Source organism: Pseudomonas viridiflava, from assembly GCF_003702045.1.
GTDB classification, from domain to species: Bacteria; Pseudomonadota; Gammaproteobacteria; order Pseudomonadales; family Pseudomonadaceae; genus Aquipseudomonas; species Aquipseudomonas viridiflava_C.
On record NZ_RBTP01000003.1, the window covers coordinates 61,570 to 84,593 of the forward strand.

General features: G+C 58.4%; 26 protein-coding genes. 8 read left to right on the forward strand and 18 right to left on the reverse strand.

The window, feature by feature from the left end:
• Nucleotides 1-14 precede the first annotated feature (14 nt).
• The gene (gene rpsI / locus ALP40_RS00760) at nucleotides 15-407 is read right to left on the reverse strand and encodes a 30S ribosomal protein S9 (protein ID WP_024687149.1); all 393 of its coding nucleotides are present in this window, start codon (nucleotides 405-407) and stop codon (nucleotides 15-17) included.
• A 14-nt stretch (nucleotides 408-421) separates the two neighbouring features.
• Nucleotides 422-850, reverse strand: a complete 429-nt coding sequence (gene rplM, locus ALP40_RS00765) for a 50S ribosomal protein L13 (protein ID WP_004881525.1) — start codon at nucleotides 848-850, stop codon at nucleotides 422-424.
• Nucleotides 851-1,342: 492 nt separating this feature from the next.
• Between rplM and ALP40_RS00770 the strand changes: the two genes are divergently transcribed.
• The gene (locus ALP40_RS00770) at nucleotides 1,343-2,239 is read left to right on the forward strand and encodes a GlxA family transcriptional regulator (RefSeq protein ID WP_181114265.1); all 897 of its coding nucleotides are present in this window, start codon (nucleotides 1,343-1,345) and stop codon (nucleotides 2,237-2,239) included.
• A 75-nt stretch (nucleotides 2,240-2,314) separates the two neighbouring features.
• Here the strand turns inward: ALP40_RS00770 and zapE are convergent, their stop codons facing one another.
• The 3 genes from zapE to ALP40_RS00785 form a co-directional block, all read right to left on the reverse strand.
• Nucleotides 2,315-3,409 (reverse strand): cell division protein ZapE, encoded by a 1,095-nt coding sequence (gene zapE / locus ALP40_RS00775; protein WP_122206418.1) that lies wholly within the window; start codon nucleotides 3,407-3,409, stop codon nucleotides 2,315-2,317.
• Between the two features lie 61 nt (nucleotides 3,410-3,470).
• Entirely contained in the window at nucleotides 3,471-4,820 is a 1,350-nt protein-coding gene (locus ALP40_RS00780; RefSeq protein WP_122206419.1) for a tryptophan--tRNA ligase, read from the reverse strand.
• Between the two features lie 27 nt (nucleotides 4,821-4,847).
• Nucleotides 4,848-5,477, reverse strand: a complete 630-nt coding sequence (locus tag ALP40_RS00785) for an alpha/beta hydrolase (RefSeq protein ID WP_122206420.1) — start codon at nucleotides 5,475-5,477, stop codon at nucleotides 4,848-4,850.
• 144 nt (nucleotides 5,478-5,621) lie between these two features.
• On the opposite strand from ALP40_RS00785, the gene ALP40_RS00790 reads away from it, so the two are divergent.
• Complete coding sequence (locus tag ALP40_RS00790; protein WP_122206421.1) at nucleotides 5,622-6,056, forward strand: YhcB family protein; 435 nt, start codon at nucleotides 5,622-5,624, stop codon at nucleotides 6,054-6,056.
• A 150-nt stretch (nucleotides 6,057-6,206) separates the two neighbouring features.
• Here ALP40_RS00790 and cysN read toward each other — a convergent pair whose 3' ends face one another.
• The 3 genes from cysN to ALP40_RS00805 all read right to left on the reverse strand — a co-directional run bounded on the left by cysN (nucleotide 6,207) and on the right by ALP40_RS00805 (nucleotide 9,945).
• Nucleotides 6,207-8,105, reverse strand: coding sequence for a sulfate adenylyltransferase subunit CysN (cysN, locus tag ALP40_RS00795; RefSeq protein WP_122206422.1), 1,899 nt, complete (start codon nucleotides 8,103-8,105; stop codon nucleotides 6,207-6,209).
• 12 nt (nucleotides 8,106-8,117) lie between these two features.
• Complete coding sequence (gene cysD / locus ALP40_RS00800) at nucleotides 8,118-9,035, reverse strand: sulfate adenylyltransferase subunit CysD (protein WP_004881532.1); 918 nt, start codon at nucleotides 9,033-9,035, stop codon at nucleotides 8,118-8,120.
• 151 nt (nucleotides 9,036-9,186) lie between these two features.
• Nucleotides 9,187-9,945, reverse strand: a complete 759-nt coding sequence (locus ALP40_RS00805) for a Nif3-like dinuclear metal center hexameric protein (RefSeq protein WP_122206423.1) — start codon at nucleotides 9,943-9,945, stop codon at nucleotides 9,187-9,189.
• A gap of 110 nt (nucleotides 9,946-10,055) precedes the next feature.
• On the opposite strand from ALP40_RS00805, the gene algW reads away from it, so the two are divergent.
• Complete coding sequence (gene algW / locus ALP40_RS00810) at nucleotides 10,056-11,216, forward strand: Do family serine endopeptidase AlgW (protein WP_122206424.1); 1,161 nt, start codon at nucleotides 10,056-10,058, stop codon at nucleotides 11,214-11,216.
• A gap of 123 nt (nucleotides 11,217-11,339) precedes the next feature.
• Here algW and hisC read toward each other — a convergent pair whose 3' ends face one another.
• From hisC to ALP40_RS00860, 10 genes are all read right to left on the reverse strand, one after another.
• Nucleotides 11,340-12,392 carry a histidinol-phosphate transaminase gene (hisC, locus tag ALP40_RS00815; protein WP_122206425.1) on the reverse strand — a complete coding sequence of 351 codons (1,053 nt, stop codon included), beginning with the start codon at nucleotides 12,390-12,392 and terminating at the stop codon, nucleotides 11,340-11,342.
• Nucleotides 12,392-13,738 carry a histidinol dehydrogenase gene (hisD, locus tag ALP40_RS00820; RefSeq protein ID WP_122206426.1) on the reverse strand — a complete coding sequence of 449 codons (1,347 nt, stop codon included), beginning with the start codon at nucleotides 13,736-13,738 and terminating at the stop codon, nucleotides 12,392-12,394. The genes hisC and hisD overlap by 1 nt, the downstream gene beginning before the upstream one ends.
• A gap of 124 nt (nucleotides 13,739-13,862) precedes the next feature.
• The gene (hisG, locus tag ALP40_RS00825) at nucleotides 13,863-14,498 is read right to left on the reverse strand and encodes an ATP phosphoribosyltransferase (RefSeq protein ID WP_004881537.1); all 636 of its coding nucleotides are present in this window, start codon (nucleotides 14,496-14,498) and stop codon (nucleotides 13,863-13,865) included.
• 156 nt (nucleotides 14,499-14,654) lie between these two features.
• Nucleotides 14,655-15,920, reverse strand: a complete 1,266-nt coding sequence (gene murA, locus ALP40_RS00830) for a UDP-N-acetylglucosamine 1-carboxyvinyltransferase (RefSeq protein ID WP_122206427.1) — start codon at nucleotides 15,918-15,920, stop codon at nucleotides 14,655-14,657.
• Nucleotides 15,921-15,942: 22 nt separating this feature from the next.
• Nucleotides 15,943-16,182: a BolA family protein gene (locus ALP40_RS00835; RefSeq protein ID WP_099226326.1), complete on the reverse strand. Its 240-nt coding sequence runs from the start codon at nucleotides 16,180-16,182 to the stop codon at nucleotides 15,943-15,945.
• Nucleotides 16,183-16,295: 113 nt separating this feature from the next.
• On the reverse strand, nucleotides 16,296-16,601 hold the full coding sequence (locus ALP40_RS00840) for a lipid asymmetry maintenance protein MlaB (RefSeq protein ID WP_122206428.1): 306 nt from the start codon (nucleotides 16,599-16,601) through the stop codon (nucleotides 16,296-16,298).
• Nucleotides 16,598-17,251 carry a phospholipid-binding protein MlaC gene (locus tag ALP40_RS00845; protein ID WP_122206429.1) on the reverse strand — a complete coding sequence of 218 codons (654 nt, stop codon included), beginning with the start codon at nucleotides 17,249-17,251 and terminating at the stop codon, nucleotides 16,598-16,600. Before ALP40_RS00845 ends, ALP40_RS00840 begins: the two co-directional genes overlap by 4 nt.
• Before the next feature lie 10 nt (nucleotides 17,252-17,261).
• Nucleotides 17,262-17,729 (reverse strand): outer membrane lipid asymmetry maintenance protein MlaD, encoded by a 468-nt coding sequence (mlaD, locus tag ALP40_RS00850; RefSeq protein ID WP_122206430.1) that lies wholly within the window; start codon nucleotides 17,727-17,729, stop codon nucleotides 17,262-17,264.
• On the reverse strand, nucleotides 17,729-18,526 hold the full coding sequence (gene mlaE / locus ALP40_RS00855) for a lipid asymmetry maintenance ABC transporter permease subunit MlaE (protein WP_122206431.1): 798 nt from the start codon (nucleotides 18,524-18,526) through the stop codon (nucleotides 17,729-17,731). The genes mlaD and mlaE overlap by 1 nt, the downstream gene beginning before the upstream one ends.
• Nucleotides 18,526-19,335: an ATP-binding cassette domain-containing protein gene (locus ALP40_RS00860; protein ID WP_122206432.1), complete on the reverse strand. Its 810-nt coding sequence runs from the start codon at nucleotides 19,333-19,335 to the stop codon at nucleotides 18,526-18,528. Before ALP40_RS00860 ends, mlaE begins: the two co-directional genes overlap by 1 nt.
• A 331-nt stretch (nucleotides 19,336-19,666) precedes the next feature.
• Between ALP40_RS00860 and ALP40_RS00865 the strand changes: the two genes are divergently transcribed.
• From ALP40_RS00865 to lptB, 5 genes are read left to right on the forward strand one after another with little or no spacing between them, the layout of a single operon-like run.
• A complete protein-coding gene (locus ALP40_RS00865; RefSeq protein WP_122206433.1) occupies nucleotides 19,667-20,641 on the forward strand; it encodes a KpsF/GutQ family sugar-phosphate isomerase in 975 nt (324 codons plus the stop codon).
• Nucleotides 20,641-21,180: an HAD family hydrolase gene (locus ALP40_RS00870; RefSeq protein ID WP_122206434.1), complete on the forward strand. Its 540-nt coding sequence runs from the start codon at nucleotides 20,641-20,643 to the stop codon at nucleotides 21,178-21,180. Before ALP40_RS00865 ends, ALP40_RS00870 begins: the two co-directional genes overlap by 1 nt.
• A 9-nt stretch (nucleotides 21,181-21,189) precedes the next feature.
• A complete protein-coding gene (lptC, locus tag ALP40_RS00875; protein WP_122206435.1) occupies nucleotides 21,190-21,762 on the forward strand; it encodes an LPS export ABC transporter periplasmic protein LptC in 573 nt (190 codons plus the stop codon).
• A complete protein-coding gene (gene lptA / locus ALP40_RS00880) occupies nucleotides 21,749-22,297 on the forward strand; it encodes a lipopolysaccharide transport periplasmic protein LptA (protein WP_122206436.1) in 549 nt (182 codons plus the stop codon). Before lptC ends, lptA begins: the two co-directional genes overlap by 14 nt.
• Nucleotides 22,297-23,022, forward strand: coding sequence for an LPS export ABC transporter ATP-binding protein (gene lptB / locus ALP40_RS00885; protein ID WP_122206437.1), 726 nt, complete (start codon nucleotides 22,297-22,299; stop codon nucleotides 23,020-23,022). Before lptA ends, lptB begins: the two co-directional genes overlap by 1 nt.
• Nucleotides 23,023-23,024: the final 2 nt, after the last annotated feature.

Below are 23,024 nucleotides of genomic sequence, written 5' to 3' on the forward strand. Positions count from 1 at the left end.
GAACGAAGTGCGAATTAACGCTTCGAGTACTGCGGACGCTTACGCGCTTTACGCAGACCGACTTTCTTACGTTCAACTTCACGAGCATCGCGAGTCACGAAGCCTGCTTTACGCAGCGCGCCACGCAGAGTTTCGTCGTACTGCATCAGGGCGCGAGTGATACCGTGGCGGATTGCGCCAGCTTGACCACTTACACCGCCACCGATAACGGTGACATAGATGTCGAACTTTTCAACTGTCTCGGTCAGTTCCAGCGGCTGACGAACTACCATGCGGGCAGTTTCGCGACCGAAGAACGAGTCCAGAGTGCGGTTGTTGATCGAGATGTTACCAGTGCCCGGACGCAGGAAAACGCGTGCGGTTGCGGTCTTGCGACGGCCAGTGCCGTAATTTTGAGTCGCCGACATAATGAACTATTCCGTTAAAACTTCAGTTCTTGGGGCTGCTGAGCAGTATGAGGGTGTACAGCGCCCGCATAGACTTTCAGCTTACGATACATGTCGCGACCCAACGGGTTCTTAGGCAGCATGCCTTTAACCGCGGTCTCGATCACGCGCTCAGGAGCTTTGTCGATCAGCTTTTCGAAGTTGATCGACTTGATCCCGCCCGGAAAACCGGAGTGTGAGTAGTAGATCTTGTCGGTAGTCTTGGCACCGGTAACGCGGATCTGCTCGGCATTGATGACGACGATGTAGTCGCCGGTATCAACGTGCGGAGTGTATTCCGGCTTGTGCTTGCCACGCAGACGGCTCGCGATTTCGGTGGCCAGACGACCCAGGGTCTGACCAGCAGCGTCGACGACGAACCAGTCGCGCTTAACTGTTTCCGGTTTAGCAGTAAAAGTTTTCATTCTTTATAGCCTCAGGGGCCGCCCTGAAAATGAGACGGCGGATCTTACTGAATAGTGCGTACTTTGACAAGTCAAAGGCAGCCGGAAACAGACGCTATCGGGGGCTCGGGTCAGCGCGTCCGTTATACGGCAAGATTCTTCGGCAGACGGCGCATCACTTCCACTGCAAAGAGCTGGCGGATTATACAGGCTCGAAAAATAACCTCAACCGGATTTTTCGTTCACGTTCTGTTTATTGCCCCCGACCGCTGCGATGGAGGATATTTGCGTCCGCAATTGCAGCGTCTCAAGGGGCGCAACCCTGACAGCGGCGACGCCTGACTGGACATGCCCGAGAAAAAATAAGACGATCCAGCCGTTGATTGACCATTTACCCATATAAGAATAAAGATTATGCCAACCCAACATTCCGCCCCGCTGCGGCGCGTCAGCATTCTGGCCACCGATAAAGTCTTCGCATCGACCCTGATGCAGGCCAAGGATTTTTTCCATCTGGCCAGCCTCAGGTACAGCAAGCAGCTGGGGCACGGTCTGATCCCCGCTTTCGAAATACGCCTGGTCAGCCCGGACGGACAGCCGGTCGGCAGCTTCAGCGACGTCACCCTGCCGGTAGACGGTGGTCTGTGTCAGAGCGACATCATCGTGATTCCAGCTTTCTGGGACGACTTCGACGCCCTCTGCCAACGCTATCCACAGGTCCTGCCGTGGCTGCGCGAACAGCACGCACAAGGCGCAGTTCTGTGCGCAGAGGCCACGGGCGTGTTCTGGCTGGCCGAGGCAGGACTGCTCGACGGCAAGGAGGCAACCACCTACTGGCGATTCTTTAACCAGTTTGCCGAACGCTACCCGAACGTGTTGCTCAATCATGAAAAACACCTGACCGACGCCGACAACCTTTATTGCGCAGGCGGCACGACGTCTGCCTGCGATCTGTACATTTACCTGATCGAACGGTTTTGCGGGGCGAACGTCGCACAGGGCGTAGCCCGCGACATCCTTTATGAGGTGCGTCGCACCTACTCGCCGGGACGGATCGGCTTTGGCGGACAAAAGCTGCATCAGGACGTGATCATCCTGCAGATCCAGCACTGGCTGGAGGAGCACTTTGCGGACAAATTCCGCTTTGAAGACGTCGCCCGGGAACACGGTATGAGCATTCGCAATTTCATGCGCCGCTTTCAGACTGCAACCGGCGACAAGCCGCTGCATTACCTGCAACGGCTACGCATCGAAACCGCCAAGGGGCTGCTCTCCGGCTCGCGAAAAAGCATCAAGACCATCAGTTACGAGGTCGGTTACGACGACGCCAGTTTCTTTGCACGCCTGTTTCGCCAGCACACCGAGCTTTCGCCGAACCAGTATCGCCAGCAGTTTCAGCAGGCCGCCTGACCGGTTCAAACAGACCGTACGCAAAACGAAAAAGGCCTGCAATGCAGGCCTTTTTCAATTTCATTTAATGCGCCATCAGGGCTTGTGCGCCCGCGATAGAAACTCGTGGGACTGCATTTCCAACAGACGGCTCAGGGTGCGCTGGAATTCGAACATCAGTCGGCCGCCGGTGTACAAATCCTTCAACTCGACTTCTGCCGAGATGATCAGCTTGACGTTGCGATCATAGAATTCATCGACCATGTTGATGAAGCGACGAGCGATGTCGTCCGTCGAAACATCCATCTGCTCGACACCGCTGAGCAGCACGGCGTGGAAAATCTTGCCCAGTTCGATGTAATCGTTCTGGCTGCGCGGGCCGTCGCACAGTTCGCGGAAATCGAACCATGCCACATCGTCGCAGGTGCGTAGAGCGCGAATCTCGCGATTCTCGATCGTCAGCACATCGTTTTCGATGGTCTCGGCACACTCTGGCGTCAGCGCCTTGAAGCTCTTGCGCATGCTGTCTTGCGCCGCCTCATTGAGCGGGAAGTGGAACAGCTCGGCCTGCTCAAGGTGACGCAGGCGATAATCGACGCCACTGTCGACGTTGACGATGTCGGTGTTCTGCTTGATCAGCGCAATGGCTGGCAGGAAGCGGGCCCGTTGCAGACCATCTTTGTACAAACCGTCCGGAACGATGTTCGACGTGGCGACCAGGGTCACGCCGTTCTTGAACAGCTCCTCCATCAACGTGCCGAGAATCATCGCATCCGTAATGTCGGAAACGAAAAACTCGTCGAAGCAGATCACACGGGCCTCATCGGAAAAACGCTTGGCGATGATCGTCAGCGGGTTTTTCTCGCCCTTGAGGGTTTTCATCTCTTCGTGCACGCGCTTCATGAAGCGGTGGAAGTGAGTACGCACCTTGTCCTTGAATGGTAGGGCGTCGAAGAAGGTATCCACCAGATAGGTCTTGCCGCGCCCTACTCCGCCCCAGAAATAGAGGCCTTTGACCAGGGTCGGTTCTTTCTTGCCAAACAGCTTGCCGAACAGGCCGGGCTTGCTGTCATGAGAGGCGACCAAATCGTCGTACAGGCGCTGCAAATGACGCACAGCATTCTCCTGCGCGGCATCGTGGAAAAAGTCCGGGCGCTTCAGATCAGCTTGATATCGTTCTAGGGGCGTCATATTCGTTAGCAAGGCAACAAAAACGGGTCGTCACTGTAACGACGACCCCGGGGAATGGCAATCAGTCCTGCTGGGGAGCAAGTGCCGACTTGAGGGTTTCGATGGCGCTATCGCGCGCTTGCTCGTCTGCGAACACCGGGCTGTCAGCAACGCACGCGCCATCCAGCCAGAGGGTGAAACGGTCGACTTCGGTACGCAGATCGAGTTCGCCGCCTTGCTGCAACTGCTTGCTGACAGCGCCTGCTGCCTTGCCGTCGGCGAAGGTACGCGATAACAGCAACTGTTCACCGTCGGCCGCCAGCAGACGGAAGCGGAAGCTACCGTCGTCTTCACGGAAGCTGACGAAGCGCGCACCCTTGGCGGCTTTTTTCTTGCCCGTATCAGCACCCTGCACCACGGCGCGGAATGAGCGCAGACCAACCGCTTCACGCAGCTCACCCAGGAACGGCGTGGCGACGCGACGGGCCTTCTCGGCACCGCTCAGCAGAATGTCTTCAAGATCGGCCGGACGCTCGATCAGGCTCAAATACGTGTCACGCTTCTCGGCCAACTCGGCGTCCAGCAACGTGAACAGACGATTCTTTGCTTCACCCCAACCCAAGCCATCAAGCAGCTCGCCGCGGAACCCGGCGCATTGCTCGGCGGTGGCGAATGCCTGATACAGCGTGAACAGATGGGAGGTGTCCGGGTCTTTCGCTTCACCCGGCGCTCGCGAGTCGGTGACGATGCGCGAAATGGCATCCTTCATCTCTTTCGCGCTGCTGAACAACGGAATGGTGTTGTCGTAGCTCTTGGACATCTTGCGACCGTCCAGGCCCGGCAAGGTCGCCACGCTCTCTTCGATCAGCGCCTCGGGCATGACAAAGAACTCCTTGCCCTTGCCGAACAGGTGGTTGAAGCGCTGACCAATATCACGCGCCATTTCGACGTGTTGAATCTGGTCGCGCCCCACCGGAACCTGGTGCGCGTTGAACATCAGAATATCCGCTGCCATCAGCACCGGATAGCTGTACAGGCCCATCGTGATGCCGGAATCCGGGTCCTCGCCCCCTTCGACGTTCTTGTCCACCGACGCCTTGTAGGCATGCGCACGATTGAGCAGGCCCTTGGCGGCCACGCAGGTCAGAAGCCAGGTCAGCTCGGGAATCTCGGGAATATCGGACTGGCGATAGAAGGTCACGCGATCGACGTCCAGACCGGCGGCAAGCCAGGTCGCGGCGATTTCCAGACGCGAGCGCTGAATGCGCAGCGGGTCATCGCATTTGATCAGGGCGTGGTAATCGGCCAGAAAATAGAACGAATCGAAACCGCTCTGACGGCTGGCGACGATAGCCGGGCGAATCGCGCCCGCGTAGTTGCCCAGATGGGGGGTGCCGGTGGTCGTGATACCGGTCAGGATACGAGTGGTCATGGCAGGTCGCTTATCTATGGGCTGCAATCAATTGGAGAGGCGCGGCAGGATCAATTCTTTGAGATCGGTCAGCTTGCCGTGAAAAAAGTGTCCGCATTCTGCCACTTTCAGCAGCTCATGGGGACGTTGCAGCGCAGCCGACCAGGCGTAGACCGTTTCCGGGTCGATCACTTCATCGGTTTCCGGCTGAATCACCGTCAGCGGACAGTTTTGCGGCAGCACACGCTGATCGGTCAACCTCGACGCAGCGGCGGCCACCAAAAACAGATGCTTCAGCGTTTCGCCTTGCGCTTCAAGCCGGCCACCCAGGTTTGCAGCGACGTAGCCGCCGAAGGAGAAGCCGAACAGCGTCATGGGCAGATCGGGGTGTTTTTCACGCAGCCACGTCGCTGCGGCCTGCGCGTCGTCGATCTCCCCAGGTCCTGCCACCGACGTACCGGCACTGGCACCGACTCCGCGATAATTGAAACGCAGGGTGATCAAACCTTCGTCCCGTGCGGTACGCTGCAACGTAGAGACGACTTTATTGAGCATCGTTCCGCCCTGGATCGGGTTAGGATGACAGATCAGTGCGACGCCTCTGGCATCGGATACGTCCTGATACAGTGCTTCGAGCTGGCCCTCGGGGCCATCAATGAACAGTGGGGTTTCGCGCATGAGCAAAAAGAACTCCGTGACCCCAAAATGGGTCGACTCGTCTAGCTGATTGTCTGTGGCTGGCATATCAACGACACGTCGCGGGTATACAGCGCAGGTTCGAGCCGTTAACGTAAAGCAAAGCCGTTTATAGAGGAAGGACTCGTGGAACACTCGCTCTTAGTTTGGTTGTTGCCGACTCTCGCCCTGGTTGCCGGTGTCGTCATTGGCTTCCTGGTCGCACGTCTGCTGCCCAACACCGTTCCGAATAGCACCCAGCGCCAGCTGGATGATATTCAGGAACGTTTCGATACCTATCAGAACGAGGTGGTCACTCACTTCAACAGTACGGCTAACCTGGTCCAGAAGCTTTCGCAAAGCTACAACGATGTACAGGAGCACCTTGCCGAGGGTGCCAATCGTCTGACCCTTGACGAACTGACTCGCCAACGTCTGCTGGCCGCACTGCACCCGGAGGCCAACCAGACTCCCCGCGACCGTCTGACACCGCCACGCGACACCGAAGCCCCGAAGGATTACGCGCCCAAATCGCCTAACTCACCGGGCATGCTGGATGAGCATTACGGCTTGAAGAAGTAATACGCCGTCAGTCACACCAGAAGCCCGCCGCTGAGGCCATCAGCAGCGGGCTTTTTTATGGGCCCCGAATGAGTGCTTTAGCGGCAGACTCCAGGCCCCACAAACAAAAAACCCGCCATCATTGGCGGGTTTTCTGTAACAGGCTGAAACTCAGATCGCGCCGCGGCTGCGCAACATATCCAACACCTGCTTCACGCCCTCGTCAACGGTCAGCGTCTGGGTGTCGATCACCAGATCCGCATCCAGAGGCACGTCATACGGGAAGGACTCGCCCGGAATGTTGTCACCATCGGCCGCGTACAGGCCCTGCGGATCGCGCTCACGGCACACTGCAGGAGACGCCTGGACGTAGACCGTCACGAGACGATCTTTGCCGATCAGCGCTTTCACACGCTCGCGTCCTTCGGCATCCGGTGCCACGAAGGCCGCCAGGGTCAACAGGCCGGCCTCGTTGAACTGACGCGCCACGTGGGCGGCACGGCTCCAGTTCTCGGTACGACCGGCACGGTTCTGCGGCAGACCTTTGTTCAGGTCCTGACGCAGGTTCTGGCCATCCAGCACGTATACAGCGCGCCCCATGTCGAACAGCTTGCGCTCGACGGCATAAGCCAATGTGCTTTTGCCCGCGCCCGACAAGCCGCTGAACAGCACGGTGGCTGGCTGCTGGCCGAAGCGCTGCGCACGCTCCTGAGTGGTCACGTGCGCCGACTCGCCATGATGCGTCGAGCCACCGACGTTGACCGGCTTGGCGATGATCATGCCCGCCGCCACAGTGCCGTTGGTCAAGCGATCAATGACGATGAACGCGCCTGTCGTACGGTTGCTGTCGTAGCCATCCAGCGCAATTGGCGCATCGAGGCTGATCTTGACGCGGCCGATCTCGTTCAGTTGCAGCGAGCTGGCAGGCCCTTCGACCAGCGTGTTCACATCAACGCGGTGAGTGATGCTGGCAATCGAGCCAGGCACGTAGCTGGTGGCGCGCTTGATGTCGTATTTCTTGCCCGGCAGCATCGGCTCTTCAGCCATCCACACCAGCATGGCGTCGAACGCGTCGCTGACTTGCGGCACGTTGTCGGCATGCACCAGCAGGTCGCCACGGGAGATGTCGATCTCGTCTTCCATCGTCAGCGTCACGGCCTGGCCTGGGCCTGCCTGTTCCAGCTCGCCCTCAAAGGTGACGATCGACTTCACGCGACTGCTCTTGCCTGACGGCAGCACGACGATCTCATCGCCCTTGTGCACGATGCCGCTGGCCAGAGTACCGGCAAAACCACGGAAATTGAGGTTGGGACGATTGACGTACTGCACCGGGAAACGCAGGTCGGTGTAGTTGCGGTCACTGGCGATCTCGACGGTTTCGAGAATTTCCATCAGCGACTGACCGGTGTACCACGGCGAACGCTCGCTGCGGTTAACCACATTGTCGCCCTTGAGCGCCGACATCGGCACAAAGGCCATCGTGGTCGGTTTGAACGCAATGCCTTCGGCAAACTTCAGATAATCGGCCTTGATCGACTCGAACACACCCTCATCGAAACCGTTGAGGTCCATCTTGTTGATGGCGACGACGATGTGTTTGATGCCCAGCAGGGACGCGATGTAGCTGTGGCGACGGGTCTGGGTCTGCACGCCGTAACGCGCATCCACCAGAATGATCGCCAGGTCGCACGTCGATGCGCCGGTGGCCATGTTGCGGGTGTACTGCTCGTGGCCCGGTGTATCGGCAATGATGAACTTGCGTTTGGCCGTGGAGAAATAGCGGTACGCGACGTCAATGGTGATGCCCTGCTCGCGCTCGGCCTGCAGACCGTCCACCAGCAGCGCCAGGTCGACATCGTCGCCTGTGGTGCCGGACTTCTTGGAATCACGCGTGATGGCTTCCAGGTGATCTTCGTAGATCATTTTGGAATCGTGCAGCAGACGGCCGATCAGCGTGCTTTTGCCGTCGTCGACATTGCCACAGGTAAGAAAGCGCAGCATTTCCTTGCGTTCGTGCTGGCCCAGATAAGCGAGGATGTCCTCGCTGATCAAATCAGATTGATGCGACATGTGACACCCCTCTTAGAAATAACCCTGACGTTTCTTTTCTTCCATCGAGCCTGCGCCATCATGGTCGATGACCCGGCCCTGACGTTCGGAAGTTCGCGTCAGCAGCATTTCCTGAATGATGTCAGTCAGGCTGGTGGCTTCGGACTCGACAGCGCCGGTCAACGGGTAGCAGCCGAGCGTGCGGAAGCGCACTTTCTTTTTGACGATGCGCGCCTTTTCCTCATCGGTGAGGTGTTCAAGGATGCGATCGTCGTCGATCATGATCAGCGTGCCGTTCTTTTCGATCACGTCACGCTCGGCCGCGAAATACAGCGGCACGATCGGGATACCTTCCAGGTAGATGTACTGCCAGATGTCCAGCTCGGTCCAGTTGGACAGCGGGAACACGCGAATCGACTCGCCCTTGTTGACGTTGCCGTTGTACACGTTCCACAGCTCGGGACGCTGGTTCTTCGGGTCCCAGCGGTGCTTGCTGTCGCGGAAGGAATACACGCGCTCTTTCGCACGGGACTTTTCTTCGTCACGGCGTGCTCCACCGAAGGCTGCGTCGAAACCATGCTTGTCCAGCGCCTGCTTGAGGCCCTCCGTCTTCATGATATCGGTGTGCTTGGCACTGCCGTGGGTGAACGGGTTGATGCCCTGCGCCACACCATCGGGGTTGATGTGAGTGATCAGGTCCAGGCCCATCTCCTCGACCATCTTGTCGCGGAAGCGATACATCTCCTGGAATTTCCAGCGCGTATCGACGTGCATGACCGGAAACGGCAGCTTGCCTGGAAAGAAAGCCTTGCGCGCCAGATGGAGCATCACGGCCGAATCCTTGCCGATCGAGTACAGCATCACCGGGTTATCGAACTCGGCGGCGACCTCGCGGATGATGTGGATGCTTTCCGCCTCCAGCTGTTTCAGATGCGTCAGTTTATCAACCATGGTTACTCACGGATTGCGTTCGTTGGACCGGGAAAACCCGGGGCGGCCTGCGGGCCGTATTCGAGCCGCGCACTTTATCATGCGTGATATTGCTAATCAGCGCGGCGGCTAGATCGAAACGATCTATGCATATGCCCCGCCGTTTGAACGATCAGATCGGGTTTGGGCAGTCGATGAACAGGTGTTCGACCGCAAAGCGTCGTGCCAGGTAATCCCCCAGCGCCTGAACGCCGTAACGCTCGGTGGCGTGGTGCCCGGCGGCGATGAAGCTGATGTCGTTTTCCCGCGCACTGTGAAAGGTCTGCTCCGACGCCTCGCCGCTCAGGAACAGATCGACGCCCTCAAGCACCGCCTGGTCGATGTAACCCTGACCGCCTCCCGTACACCAGCCGACACGACGAATCATCTGGCTGCCTTCGATCAGCAACGGTTCGCGACCCAGCGCCTCCTGCACGCGACGGGCGAAATCACGCGCAGTCACGGCTTCGGACAAGGAACCGACCAGACCGATCACTTTGGGGTTTTCCGGATCGAGTGGCCCCTCCACGGTGATGTCCAACTGACGCGCCAATTGCACGTTGTTGCCCACATCGGGGTGTACATCGAGCGGCAAGTGATAGGCCAGCAGGCTGATGTCGTGCTTGAGCAACGTTTTCAGACGGCGCTGCTTCATGCCCACGACACAGGGGTTCTCGCCCTTCCAGAAATAACCGTGATGCACAAGAATCAGGTCAGCCTGCGCTTCGACCGCAGCATCCAGCAATGCCTGACTTGCCGTCACGCCGCTGACGATCCGCATCACTTGCGGACGCCCCTCGACCTGCAGGCCGTTGGGGCAGTAATCCTGAATACGAGCGCTGTTCAGATAGCGGTCGGCTTCTTCGACCAGGGTGCTCAAGGCAACAGCCATAAAAGACTCCTAAATATGCAGTTCAGAGCTGCTTTGTACTCGTATAATGCCCGCCATTATGGCGCACCCGTGGCAAAAATTTCTGCGCCGAAACCATCAGGACTTGTTCAATGCTCAAGGCACTGCGCTTTTTCGGCTGGCCACTGCTAGTCGGTGTGCTTATCGCCATGCTGATCATCCAGCGTTATCCACAATGGGTCGGATTGCCCAGCCTGGATGTCAATCTGCAACAGGCGCCGCAGACCACCAACATCATTCAGGGCCCTACCTCTTACGCAGACGCCGTCAGTGCGGCCGCGCCGGCGGTGGTAAACCTCTATACCACCAAGATGGTGAACAAGGGCGCCAACCCGCTGTTCGAAGATCCACAATTTCGTCGGTTTTTTGGGGACAACACGCCCAAGCAGAAGCGCATGGAATCCAGCCTGGGCTCTGGCGTGATCATGAGCCCGGAAGGCTATCTGCTGACCAATAACCACGTGACGATTGGCGCAGACCAGATTGTCGTGGCGCTCAAGGACGGACGTGAAACCATCGCCCGCGTGATCGGCAACGACCCGGAAACCGATCTGGCGGTCCTCAAGATCGATCTGAAAAACCTGCCGTCCATCACCATTGCGCGCTCGGACGGCATTCGCATCGGCGACGTGGCACTGGCCATCGGCAACCCATTCGGGGTCGGCCAAACCGTGACAATGGGCATCATCAGCGCCACCGGCCGTAATCAGTTGGGCCTCAACACTTACGAAGACTTCATTCAGACCGACGCGGCCATCAACCCAGGCAACTCGGGCGGCGCGTTGGTGGATGCCAGCGGCAATCTCACAGGCATCAACACTGCGATCTTTTCCAAATCCGGTGGCTCGCAAGGCATCGGCTTTGCCATTCCGACCAAGCTGGCGATGGACGTGATGAAGTCCATCATCGAACACGGTCAGGTCATTCGTGGATGGCTGGGTATCGAGGTGCAACCGCTGACTCAGGAACTGGCCGAGTCGTTTGGCTTGAAAGACCGTCCGGGCATCGTGGTCGCCGGTATCTTCCGCGACGGACCGGCGCAGAAGGCCGGCTTGCAGTTGGGTGACGTAATTCTGAGCATCAATGGTGAACCGGCTGGCGATGGCCGCCGCTCGATGAATCAGGTGGCGCGCACCAAACCCAAGGACAAGATCGCGATCGACGTGATGCGTAACGGCAAGGAATTGCGACTCAGCGCCGAAGTCGGTCTGCGCCCGCCTCCTGCTCCGACGCCTGCGGCGAATCCTGAGTAATTCACTGGCTAAACCGGACGCCCTGTGGGAGCGAGCTTGCTCGCGAGCAAGCTCACTCCCACAGCGTATAACGTCGGCAAGCTGCCGCTGTTTTATCCGTAACGCTTACGCGTCACAGCGGCCTCAGATATCGCTCAGCCCTTCCAGCAATGCTTGATGCTGCTCCGGCGTACCAATGCTGATGCGCAGGAACTGGGCGATGCGCTGCTGTTTGAAGTGACGCACGATCACGCCTTGCTCGCGCAGTTTTGCAGCCAGTCCGGCAGCGTCATGCTGCGGGTGGCGGACAAAGATGAAGTTCGCGGCAGAAGGCAAGACCTCAAAGCCTTTGGCCTGCAACTGCTCAACCAGCGCTTCACGGCTTTCGATGACCTTGTTGCGCGTCAGCTCGAAGTGCTCACGATCATCGAACGCTGCCGCGCCGCCCACATTGGCCATGCGATCCAGCGGGTAGGAATTGAAACTGTTCTTGACCCGCTCCAGCGCCTCGATGAGGTCAGGGTGCCCGACCGCCAGGCCGACCCGCAGGCCCGCCAGCGAACGCGACTTGGACAGGGTCTGCGTTACCAGCAGGTTCGGATAGCGATTGATCAGCGTGATCGCCGTCTCGCCGCCGAAGTCGATATACGCCTCATCCACGACCACCACCGAATCCGGGCTGGCCTTGATGATCTGCTCGACAGCATCCAGCGCCAACAGGCAGCCAGTCGGCGCGTTCGGATTAGGGAAAATGATTCCGGCATTCGGACGCGCATAATCCTCGGCACGAATCTGGAACTGCTCGTTCAGCGCTACCGTTTCGTAATCAATGCCGTACAGACCGCAGTAGACCGGGTAGAAGCTGTAGCTGATGTCCGGAAACAGCAGCGGCGCATCGTGCTTGAACAGCCCGTAGAAGATATGCGCCAGCACCTCATCTGAACCGTTGCCCAAAAACACCTGATTGGTTTCGACGCTGTAGTAGTTGGCCACCGCCTGCTTGAGCAGGTCACTGTTGGGGTCAGGGTACAGACGCAAATCGTCGGTGAGCGCGGCACGCATGGCCTCAAGCGCCTTGGGCGACGGGCCGTACGGGTTTTCATTGGTGTTGAGCTTGACCAGCCGGGTCAGTTTCGGCTGCTCGCCCGGCACGTAGGGCACCAGGTCGCGAACGAAGGGACTCCAGAACTTACTCATTACTTGCCTTCCTCTGTGCCGCCAGCTTTCCAGCTTGGGTCGGTGATTCGGTATTCGGCGCTGCGAGCGTGGCCGCTCAGCGATTCGCCACGGGCCAGCACGGAAGCGGTCTTGCCCAACTCTGAAGCCCCTTGCGGCGAGCAATAGATGATCGAAGAACGCTTCTGGAAATCGTAAACGCCCAGCGGCGACGAGAAACGCGCCGTGCCGGAGGTCGGCAGTACGTGGTTGGGACCTGCGCAGTAATCGCCAAGAGCCTCGGAGGTGTGGCGCCCCATGAAGATCGCACCCGCGTGGCGAATGTGCGGCAGCCAGGCTTCAGGTTCGGCCACCGACAGCTCCAGGTGTTCAGGGGCAATACGGTTGGCGACGTCAATCGCCTGTGCCATGTCGGCCACCTTGATCAGCGCACCACGGCCGTTGATGGACGTTTCGACGATGGCCGCACGCTCCATTGTGGGCAGCAAACGGGTGATACTCGCCGCCACCTTGTCGAGGAATTCGGCATCCGGGCTGACCAGAATCGCCTGCGCGTCTTCGTCGTGCTCGGCCTGGGAAAACAGATCCATCGCGATCCAGTCAGGATCGGTCTGACCGTCGCACACCACCAGAATCTCGGACGGCCCGGCGATCATGTCGATCCCGACCTGCCCGAATACATGGCGCTTGGCTGTCGCCACATAGATATTGCCCGGCCCGACGACCTTGTCGACCTTGGGCACGCTTTCAGTGCCATAGGCCAGTGCCGCAACCGCCTGCGCGCCGCCGATGGTGAACACACGGTCGACGCCAGCAATGCAGGCCGCCGCCAGGACCAGTTCGTTGATTTCGCCACGCGGCGTGGGCACAACCATGACCACTTCGGTCACGCCCGCCACCTTGGCAGGAATGGCATTCATCAGTACCGAGGACGGGTATGACGCCTTGCCGCCCGGCACATACAGACCCGCGCGATCCAGCGGCGTGACCTTCTGGCCCAGCACCGTGCCATCGGCTTCGGTATAGCTCCAGGAATCCTGCTTCTGCTTTTCGTGGTAGCTGCGCACACGCTCGGCAGCCTTCTCGAGTGCCTGGCGCTGGACCGGCGTAATGCGGGTCAACGCCAGTTCGAGACGCTCGCGAGGCAGAATCAGATCAGCCATCGAGGTGACTTGCAGGCCGTCGAAACGCTCGGTGAATTCAACCAGCGCCGCGTCGCCCCGCTCACGTACCGCCTTGATGATGTCGAGTACACGCTGATTGACCGAGTCGTCAGACACACTTTCCCAGCTCAGCAGATGATCCAGATGTCGGGCGAAATCCGGATCGGCAGCATCGAGTCGACGAATGGCGGTGGAAGTGGTCATGGCGAGGGCCTCAATAATTGGCGGATGCTCAGGAGCCTAAAGCTACCAAGCTATCCGCGCAGGCACCTGAGAAATTTGGCTATGACACGGATAGCTGGACGCAACTCAACGTTGCGTGGTCGGGTCAGCCGCGGTGTCGCGACTCCACTGCTTTGCGCAGGGTGTCGATGAGCGCCTGAATGCGCGCGTGCTGCATTTTCATGGAAGCCTTGTTGACCACCAGACGTGAGCTGATAGTGGCAATCAGTTCTTGCGGCTCAAGACCGTTGGCACGCAAGGTGTTGCCCGTATCGACCACGTCGATGATCTTGTCCGCCAGGCCGATCAGCGGAGCGAGTTCCATCGAGCCATACAGCTTGATGATGTCGACCTGACGACCCTGCTCGGCGTAATAACGCTTGGCGACGTTCACAAACTTGGTGGCCACGCGCAGACGGCCCTTGGGCTCGACAGCGCCGATGGCACCGGCGGTCATCAGCTTGCACTTGGCAATCTGCAGATCGAGCGGCTCGTACAGGCCCTGGCCGGTGTATTCCATCAGCACATCCTTGCCCGCAACACCCAGATCGGCTGCGCCATGCTCGACGTAGGTTGGCACGTCAGTGGCGCGCACGATCAGCAGACGTACGTCAGGCTGGGTCGTGGGGATGATGAGCTTGCGGCTCTTGTCCGGATTCTCGGTCGGCACGATGCCCGCTTCAGCGAGAAGCGGCAGGGTGTCGTCAAGGATGCGGCCCTTGGACAGTGCGATGGTCAACATGGGAAACGTAAGTCCTTATCAGGAAACTTTTGGCATGACGCAAACGGCGCATGACAACCCTCAGACATGGGAAGCCTGAGGTGGAACGAATCAGAAAATCACACCTGCTGTCGAACGGCAACCCTGGCGCACGAAAGGCGCCAGGGTCACGTACAACTAGCCCGGAACGCGACGGATCTTGGCGCCCAGCATTTGCAGTTTTTCTTCGATGCACTCATACCCACGGTCTATGTGGTAAATGCGGTCGATCAGCGTATCGCCTTCGGCTACCAGCGCCGAAATCACCAGGCTGGCCGACGCACGCAGGTCGGTCGCCATTACAGGCGCGCCCTTGAGGGCTGGCATGCCGGTCACGATGGCCGTGTTACCTTCGACCTGGATATGTGCGCCCATACGGTGCATTTCGTACACGTGCATGAAGCGGTTTTCGAAGATGGTTTCGATCACTGCACCCGTGCCTTCGGCAATCGCGTTGAGCGAAATGAACTGCGCCTGCATGTCGGTCGGGAACGCCGGGTATGGCGCGGTCCGCACATTGACGGCCTTGGGCCGCTTGCCGTGCATGTTCAGCTCGATCCAGTCGTTGCCGGTGGTGATTTCAGCACCTGCTTCCTGAAGCTTGAGCAGAACGGCTTCCAGGATGGTTGGATCGGTGTCCTTGACCTTCACACGGCCGCCGGTCACGGCGGCTGCAACCAGATACGTACCGGTTTCGATACGGTCAGGCATGACCTTGTAGGTCGCAGAGCCCAGACGCTTCACGCCATCGATGGTGATGGTGTCGGTGCCTGCGCCTTGGATTTTTGCACCCATTGCGATCAGGAAGTTGGCCAGATCGACCACTTCAGGCTCGCGCGCCGCGTTCTGCAGCACGCTGCGACCGTTTGCCAGGCTCGCGGCCATCATGATGTTTTCGGTACCGGTCACACTGACGGTGTCGAAGAAGAAGTTGGCACCGCGCAGGCCGCCCTCAGGCGCCTTGGCCTTGATGTAGCCGCCTTCGACGTCGATGATCGCGCCCATCGCCTCAAGACCGCGGATGTGCAGATCGACTGGACGCGAACCGATGGCGCAACCGCCAGGCAGTGCAACTTCCGCTTCGCCGAAACGCGCAACCATCGGGCCGAGTACGAGAATCGACGCACGCATGGTCTTGACCAGCTCGTACGGCGCGACCAGGGTCTTGATGGTGCGAGGATCGATTTCCACACTGAGCTTTTCATCGATCACAGGCTCGATGCCCATGCGACCGAACAACTCGATCATGGTGGTGATGTCGTGCAGGTGCGGCAGGTTCTGGACGGTAACCGGCCCATCGGCCAGCAGCGTTGCAGCCAGGATCGGCAAGGCAGCGTTCTTTGCCCCGGAAATGCGGATTTCGCCATCAAGACGAATGCCACCGGTAATAATCAATTTATCCATTAGAATCTCGACACCAATTGGCTCAGGTGCGCTCGGCCCAGGCAGCGCGGCTGAAAAATTTCATCGTCACCGCGTGGATACTGCCATCGGCAATCCAAGGGTTCAGGTGGGCATAAATCTGTTGCTGCCGCTTGACGGGGCTCAGACTGGCCATCTCGTCGCTGATCACGTTCAGCTGGAAGTTGCAGCCTTCGCCTTCGACTTCCACGTTGATTTCGGGCAGCTTTCCTTCAAGGAAGGCTTTAACTTCTAGGGCCTGCATGCTTAACCTCGATCGGCGCTGAACGCGCGCGGGTCGGCCATGATACAAAAAAGCCCATGCTATGCGAACCCCGATGATGGGGTGCCGGACAGAGGGCTTTTCCGTTTGACCTATTAATGAATGTCCAGAAGCTCGTTCAGACCTGAAACCTGGGCAATTTTACGCATATCTTCAGGTAGCGACCGGACCTGGATCGACTTGCCGGCTTCGCTTGCATCACGCATGAAGGCCAGCAGTAGGGCCAGGCCCACACTGCTGGATTTCTCGACACCCGAACAATCGAGCGTCAACGTGTCCAGATCGCCGGACCGGATCAGGGCCGCGCCCTGCTTGCGCAGTTGCGGCCCGGAGCGGTAGTCCAGAACACCGACCAGTTTCAACTCACCAGGCCCGACCAGGCGGACAGCCGTCTCACTCATTGCGCGGGCTTCTGTGCAGCTTCGTCGGTGGTTTCCTTGGCCTTGGCCACTTCGCCGGCCCAGCCATCGATGGTTTTGTCCAGATCGTTGCCATTACGCTGCATGGCGTCCGCGAACTGATCACGGAACAGCTTGCCGATGTTGATGCCATTGATGATGACATTACGCACTTTCCACTCACCACTGACTTTCTCAAGGGTGTAGGAAACCGGGTAAACCGCGCCATTGTTACCTTTGACCTGCATGTCTACGCTGGTCCGGTCGGCACCCTCTTCCTTGGCAGGCGAGACGGTAATGCCCTGGTTGTTGTACTCCAGCAGCGCGTTACCGTAGAACTGCATCAGGCTGCGCTTGAAGTTTTCCTGGAAACGCTGCATCTGCGCAGGGCTGGCCTTGCGCGAATACTTGACGGTCATGATGCTGCGAGAGATGCCATCGGCATCCACCACCGGCCCGACGATTCGGTTGAGTGCATCGTAGAACGCGCCTGGATTGGCCTTGTACTGCTCTTTATTGGCAGCCAGATCGCTCAGCAATTCCTTGGTGGTACGATCCACCAGGTCATGGGCAGACGTGGCAGGCGCAGCATTGGCCCACATAGGCAAAGCGGCCAGTAATACCAGAAGGCCACGGCGCAGAATCGAGATCATTTATAGCTCCTCATTTAGCGTCTTTACTTACGGTATTGAGCAGGAATTTCCCGATCAGATCTTCAAGAACCAGTGATGACTGCGTGTCGTGGATGGTCGACCCATCCTTGAGCAGCGCTTCATCGCCACCTACGCTCAAACCAATGTATTTCTCACCCAGCAAGCCCGCCGTCAGGATCGACGCCGTGGAATCGGCCGGAAGGTTGTCCACCTTCTTCTGAATCTCAAGCGTGACGCGCCCGGTGAAGGTATCGCGATCCAGATCGATCGCCGTCACCCGGCCAACGGTCACACCCGCCATGCTCACCTTGGCTCTGACAGTCAAACCGGCGATATTGTCGAAGTAGGCGTAAAGTTTATAACTGTCATTGGTCGCACTGGTGCTAAGGCCACTGACTCGCAGGGCCAGCAGGAGCAGAGCCAGTATCCCGGCCAGCAGGAACAGGCCGACACCGGTTTCGATGGCGCGGTTTTGCATCAGAAATCTCCAAACATCAAGGCGGTCAAAATAAAGTCCAGGCCCAGCACTGCCAACGAGGCATATACAACGGTCTTGGTCGTTGCGCGACTGATCCCCTCGGAAGTGGGATCGCAGTCATAACCCTGGAAAACGGCAATCCATGTCACCACAAAAGCAAATACGACGCTTTTGATGACCCCATTGAGCACATCGTTCGTAAAGGACACGCTGTTTTGCATGTTCGACCAGAAAGAGCCGTCATAAACGCCCAACCAGTCGATCGCTACCCAGGATCCGCCCCAGATTCCGACCACGCTGAAAATCATCGCCAGGATCGGCAACGAAATGAAGCCTGCCCACAGACGTGGCGCAATGATGTACTTCAGCGGATCGACACCGATCATCTCCAGGCTGGACAACTGCTCGGTAGATTTCATGTTGCCGATTTCGGCGGTCAACGCGGAACCTGCACGGCCGGCGAACAGTAGAGCGGTCACGACCGGCCCCAGTTCGCGCAACAGTGTCAGTGCAACCATCTGCCCGACCGCCTGCTCCGAACCGTACTTGGTCAGGATGCTGAAACCTTGCAGTGCCAGCACCATGCCAATAAACGCACCTGAGACAACGATGATGACCAGGGACATCACGCCGACGGAATACAACTGCTTGACCAGCAACTGAAAGCTGCTGCCCGTACCGCCGCGCCCCAGCAAGGCATTAGCGAGAAATATCCCCGAACGCCCCAGAACGGTGACGATATCTATGGCCGCACGCCCAAGCAGGCGAACACGGTCCATCAGTGACTTCTTGCGCATCAGCGCTTCCCCAACAAGTCTTCGCGAAAATCCGGCGCCGGATAATGAAACGGCACAGGGCCATCGGGTTCGCCGGTCATGAATTGACGAATACGCGGATTGTCCGAAGACATCAGCTCTTGCGGCGTTCCTTGCCCCAGTACCTGGCCATCCCCAACGACATACAGGTAGTCGGCGATGCTCGCGGTTTCGGTCAGGTCGTGAGACACCACGATACTGGTAATGCCCAATGCATCGTTTAGCAGGCGGATCAGACGCACCAGAACACCCATCGCAATCGGGTCTTGCCCGACGAAAGGCTCGTCATACATGAGAATCTGAGGATCGAGAGCGATTGCCCGCGCCAACGCGACACGACGCTTCATGCCCCCCGACAGCTCGTCGGGCATCAGCTCGACTGCCCCGCGAAGCCCGACGGCCTGCAGCTTGAGCAGCACGATGTCACGGATCATTTCTTCAGGCAGCTCAGTATGAACGCGCAGCGGGAAGGCCACGTTTTCGAATACGTCCAGGTCGGTGAACAGCGCGCCGCTCTGGAACAGGACGCCCATCTGCTTGCGTGCGTCGAACAGATCGCTGCGCGACAGCTCGGGCAGATTTTGACCGTTGACCCACACTTGACCTTCGCTGGGGCGCAACTGCGCGCCCATCAGACGCAGCAAGGTAGTCTTGCCGCAGCCGGATGGCCCCATGATCCCGGTGACTTTGCCCCGAGGAATACGAATATCGACATTATTGAAAATGCTGCGCGCACCGCGTCTGAAGGAAACCCCTTTCAACTCGACTGCGTAAGCGTCATCAGGACTCATCTAAACTCCTAGCGATACAGCCTCCCTCCTCAGCCGCCGAGTCCCAAGGGAAGACAAGCTGTTCAGGCGGGCCGAACAAGCCGCGAACTATACCATCGCAGCAACGCGCCACCCAAGAAGAGAACCAGCTGGTTCAGATATTCACCGGATAACCTTATAAGAGCCCCCTAGTACGGGGGGTACCTCTCGCAGCACGACCTCCGCTGCCCCACTACAGACCCTCGAATGCGTAGGAAATTCGTTTATAAACAACACAACGACGATCAGACGTGAGGGAATCGCACATTACCGCTATAATCGCCGCCTTTCAGCCGTCCGACCTTTTCAAGACATGAACCAATCCAGCGACCTGATCCAATCCGCGCAACGCACCATTCGTCTCGAGATAGAAGCCATCGAAGGCTTGCTGAGCCGTCTCGATGGGGATTTCATGCGTGCATGCGAAATGATCTTGGGCAGCAAAGGACGGGTTGTCGTGGTCGGTATGGGCAAGTCCGGGCATGTCGGCAATAAAATCGCCGCGACGCTGGCGAGCACCGGCACCACCTCTTTTTTCGTACACCCGGCTGAAGCCAGCCACGGCGACATGGGCATGATTACCCGGGATGACATCATCCTGGCGCTTTCCAATTCCGGCACGACCAACGAAATCGTTACGCTGCTGCCATTGATCAAGCGCCTTGGCATTCGCATGATCAGCCTGACCGGCAATCCGGAATCGACGCTGGCCAAGGCTGCGGACGTGAATCTGAACGTGCATGTTGAACACGAGGCCTGCCCGCTGAACCTGGCACCCACCTCATCGACTACTGCAACGCTGGTCATGGGCGATGCCCTGGCGGTCGCCCTGCTCGAAGCCCGAGGCTTCACTGCCGAAGACTTTGCCTTTTCCCATCCGGGCGGAGCACTGGGTCGGCGGCTGCTGCTCAAGGTAGAGCACGTGATGCACGCCGGTGAAGCGCTACCTACGGTTCAGCGTGGCACACTGTTGCGCGATGCCTTGCTGGAAATGACTCGTAAAGGCTTAGGCATGACAGCGGTGCTGGAAACCGACGGCAAACTGGCCGGGATCTTCACCGACGGCGACTTGCGTCGCACGCTCGACCGCCCTGTCGATATTCGTGAAACGACCATCGATGACGTCATGACGATTCATGGCAAGACTGCCCATGCCGATATGCTGGCTGCCGAAGCCCTGAAAATCATGGAAGACTTCAAGATCGGCGCGCTCATCGTCGTTGATCAGGACGACCGCCCGATAGGGGCTTTCAATCTGCAGGATCTCCTGCGCGCAGGAGTGATGTAATGCAGACTCAAGCCACGAACGGCGATCTCATGAAGCGAGGCAAGCCGATCAAGCTGGCCGTTTTCGACGTCGACGGCGTACTCACCGACGGTCGGCTTTACTTCCTCGAAGACGGCAGCGAATTCAAGACATTCAACACGCTCGACGGCCAAGGCATCAAAATGCTGATAGCCTCCGGGGTAACCACCGCCATTATCAGCGGTCGAAAGACTCCGATCGTCGAGCGCCGAGCTAAGAATCTGGGCATCGAGCATCTCTATCAGGGGCGAGAAGACAAGTTGGTGGTGCTGGATCAATTGTTGGCAGAACTGAATTTGAGTTACGAACAGGTCGCCTATCTAGGCGATGATCTGCCAGACTTGCCGGTTATCCGTCGCGTCGGCCTGGGCATGGCGGTTGCCAACGCTGCAACCTTTGTTCGCCAGCATGCCCACGGGATTACCCAGGCGCGCGGCGGCGAAGGTGCCGCCCGCGAATTCTGCGAACTGATTTTGAGTGCGCAAGGCAACCTTGAAGCGGCTCAATCCGCCTATTTATAGAAGCCATTTATGTTCAGTAAAAAAATTCGGAAGTTCCTGATTTTCGGCGTTCTGGGCCTCCTTCTTGCTGCCGTCGGCTACTGGAACGTCAGCCCTGAAAGTTTCATGGATCAACCGCTCAGCTCCGTGGACGAAAACGCCATCGACTATTACGCGGTTAATACACACACCGTTCAGTACCTGCCGGACGGCAATGTTCAGTACGAGATGACCGCTGACAAGGTCGAGCATCTTAAAGAGACAGAAGTGTCCCTGCTGACCACGCCTGACCTGCAGATGTACCGTGGCACCGCCTTTCCCTGGCACGTACAGAGCAAACAGGGCGAAGTGTCGCCAAGCGGCGATCAGGTCGAACTGATCGACTCCGTGCGCGTGGCCCGGACCGACGAAAAGCAACGTACGACTATCATCACCAGTAGTCGCATGACCGTATTCCCACAGAAGCAATATGCGCAGACCGACCAAGACGTTAGAATCGACGCCGCGGGCGGTGTCACTACGGCCAAGGGAATGAAAGCGTATTTGAACGACAGCAGGATGGACCTGCTGTCCAACGTTAGAGGACAGTATGAGGCTCGTTAAAACTCTTCCTTTTTTGCTCGGCCTGGGCGCAGCACTGGGAAGCGCGAGCGCCTGGTCCCTGCCAACCGACCGCGATCAGCCGATCCACATCCAGTCCGACGATGCGCAGCTTGATGACAAGAAAGGCGTGGCCACCTACAAGGGCAACGTCATCATCACGCAAGGTTCGATGAAGATCACCGGCAACACAGTGACCATCACGCGTAACGCACAGGGTGAAGTCGACGTGTTCACCTCCGTCGGCAACCTGGCCTACTACGAGCAGAAGCCTGCGGTGGACAAGCCAATCGTGCAGGCCTATGCCGTCACGATCCAGTATTACGCGGGGCAGGACCGGATCGTTCTGATCGATAAGGCCAAGGTCATCAACGACGGCAACACGTCCGAAGGCGAGAAGATCGTCTACGACACCGTCAGGCAGGTCGTCAGCGCAGGTCGTGCCAATGGCGGCGCGAAGGTCACCTCCCCTCGTCCGCGGATCGACATGGTCATCCAGCCCAAGAAGAAAACCGATCAACCGCAGAAGGCCCAGTAATGGCGACGCTTAGAGCCCAGCATTTGGCTAAAAGCTACAAAAGCCGTCAGGTCGTGCGCGATGTGAGCATCTCCATCGACAGCGGCCAGATCGTCGGCTTGCTGGGCCCTAACGGCGCCGGCAAAACCACGTGCTTCTACATGATTGTCGGGCTGGTACAGGCCGATCAGGGGCGAGTGCTGATCGACGATCTGGACGTGAGCCACCAGCCGATGCACGGTCGTGCCCGCGCAGGTATCGGCTACCTGCCGCAGGAAGCTTCGATCTTTCGCAAGCTGTCGGTCGCCGACAACATCACGGCGATCCTCGAGACCCGCAAGGAACTCGACATGGCGGCGCGGCGCAAGGAGCTGGAGAGCCTGCTGCAGGAATTCCACATCACGCATATTCGCGACAACCTGGGCATGAGCCTCTCGGGCGGCGAACGGCGCCGTGTCGAGATTGCACGCGCCCTGGCGACTGCCCCCAAGTTCATCCTTCTGGATGAACCCTTTGCAGGCGTTGACCCGATTTCGGTCGGCGACATCAAGCAGATCATCCACCACCTCAAGGCCAAAGGCATTGGCGTGCTGATCACTGACCACAACGTCCGTGAAACGCTGGATATCTGTGAAACTGCCTACATCGTCAACGACGGGCAACTGATCGCAGAAGGTGACTCGCAAACCATTCTGGCAAACCAGTTGGTGAAAGAAGTCTATCTGGGTCACGAATTCCGCCTGTAGAA

Excerpts from the sequence above, each read along its gene's own strand:
- rpsI (WP_024687149.1), bottom strand. The coding sequence starts at position 407 with ATGTCGGCGACTCAAAATTACGGCACTGGCCGTCGCAAGACCGCAACC.
- rplM (WP_004881525.1), bottom strand. The coding sequence starts at position 850 with ATGAAAACTTTTACTGCTAAACCGGAAACAGTTAAGCGCGACTGGTTC.
- zapE (WP_122206418.1), bottom strand. The coding sequence starts at position 3,409 with ATGACGCCCCTAGAACGATATCAAGCTGATCTGAAGCGCCCGGACTTT.
- ALP40_RS00780 (WP_122206419.1), bottom strand. The coding sequence starts at position 4,820 with ATGACCACTCGTATCCTGACCGGTATCACGACCACCGGCACCCCCCAT.
- ALP40_RS00785 (WP_122206420.1), bottom strand. The coding sequence starts at position 5,477 with ATGCGCGAAACCCCACTGTTCATTGATGGCCCCGAGGGCCAGCTCGAA.
- cysN (WP_122206422.1), bottom strand. The coding sequence starts at position 8,105 with ATGTCGCATCAATCTGATTTGATCAGCGAGGACATCCTCGCTTATCTG.
- cysD (WP_004881532.1), bottom strand. The coding sequence starts at position 9,035 with ATGGTTGATAAACTGACGCATCTGAAACAGCTGGAGGCGGAAAGCATC.
- ALP40_RS00805 (WP_122206423.1), bottom strand. The coding sequence starts at position 9,945 with ATGGCTGTTGCCTTGAGCACCCTGGTCGAAGAAGCCGACCGCTATCTG.
- algW (WP_122206424.1), top strand. The coding sequence starts at position 10,056 with ATGCTCAAGGCACTGCGCTTTTTCGGCTGGCCACTGCTAGTCGGTGTG.
- hisC (WP_122206425.1), bottom strand. The coding sequence starts at position 12,392 with ATGAGTAAGTTCTGGAGTCCCTTCGTTCGCGACCTGGTGCCCTACGTG.
- hisD (WP_122206426.1), bottom strand. The coding sequence starts at position 13,738 with ATGACCACTTCCACCGCCATTCGTCGACTCGATGCTGCCGATCCGGAT.
- hisG (WP_004881537.1), bottom strand. The coding sequence starts at position 14,498 with ATGTTGACCATCGCACTGTCCAAGGGCCGCATCCTTGACGACACCCTG.
- murA (WP_122206427.1), bottom strand. The coding sequence starts at position 15,920 with ATGGATAAATTGATTATTACCGGTGGCATTCGTCTTGATGGCGAAATC.
- ALP40_RS00835 (WP_099226326.1), bottom strand. The coding sequence starts at position 16,182 with ATGCAGGCCCTAGAAGTTAAAGCCTTCCTTGAAGGAAAGCTGCCCGAA.
- ALP40_RS00840 (WP_122206428.1), bottom strand. The coding sequence starts at position 16,601 with ATGAGTGAGACGGCTGTCCGCCTGGTCGGGCCTGGTGAGTTGAAACTG.
- ALP40_RS00845 (WP_122206429.1), bottom strand. The coding sequence starts at position 17,251 with ATGATCTCGATTCTGCGCCGTGGCCTTCTGGTATTACTGGCCGCTTTG.
- mlaD (WP_122206430.1), bottom strand. The coding sequence starts at position 17,729 with ATGCAAAACCGCGCCATCGAAACCGGTGTCGGCCTGTTCCTGCTGGCC.
- mlaE (WP_122206431.1), bottom strand. The coding sequence starts at position 18,526 with ATGCGCAAGAAGTCACTGATGGACCGTGTTCGCCTGCTTGGGCGTGCG.
- ALP40_RS00860 (WP_122206432.1), bottom strand. The coding sequence starts at position 19,335 with ATGAGTCCTGATGACGCTTACGCAGTCGAGTTGAAAGGGGTTTCCTTC.
- ALP40_RS00865 (WP_122206433.1), top strand. The coding sequence starts at position 19,667 with ATGAACCAATCCAGCGACCTGATCCAATCCGCGCAACGCACCATTCGT.
- ALP40_RS00870 (WP_122206434.1), top strand. The coding sequence starts at position 20,641 with ATGCAGACTCAAGCCACGAACGGCGATCTCATGAAGCGAGGCAAGCCG.
- lptC (WP_122206435.1), top strand. The coding sequence starts at position 21,190 with ATGTTCAGTAAAAAAATTCGGAAGTTCCTGATTTTCGGCGTTCTGGGC.
- lptA (WP_122206436.1), top strand. The coding sequence starts at position 21,749 with ATGAGGCTCGTTAAAACTCTTCCTTTTTTGCTCGGCCTGGGCGCAGCA.
- lptB (WP_122206437.1), top strand. The coding sequence starts at position 22,297 with ATGGCGACGCTTAGAGCCCAGCATTTGGCTAAAAGCTACAAAAGCCGT.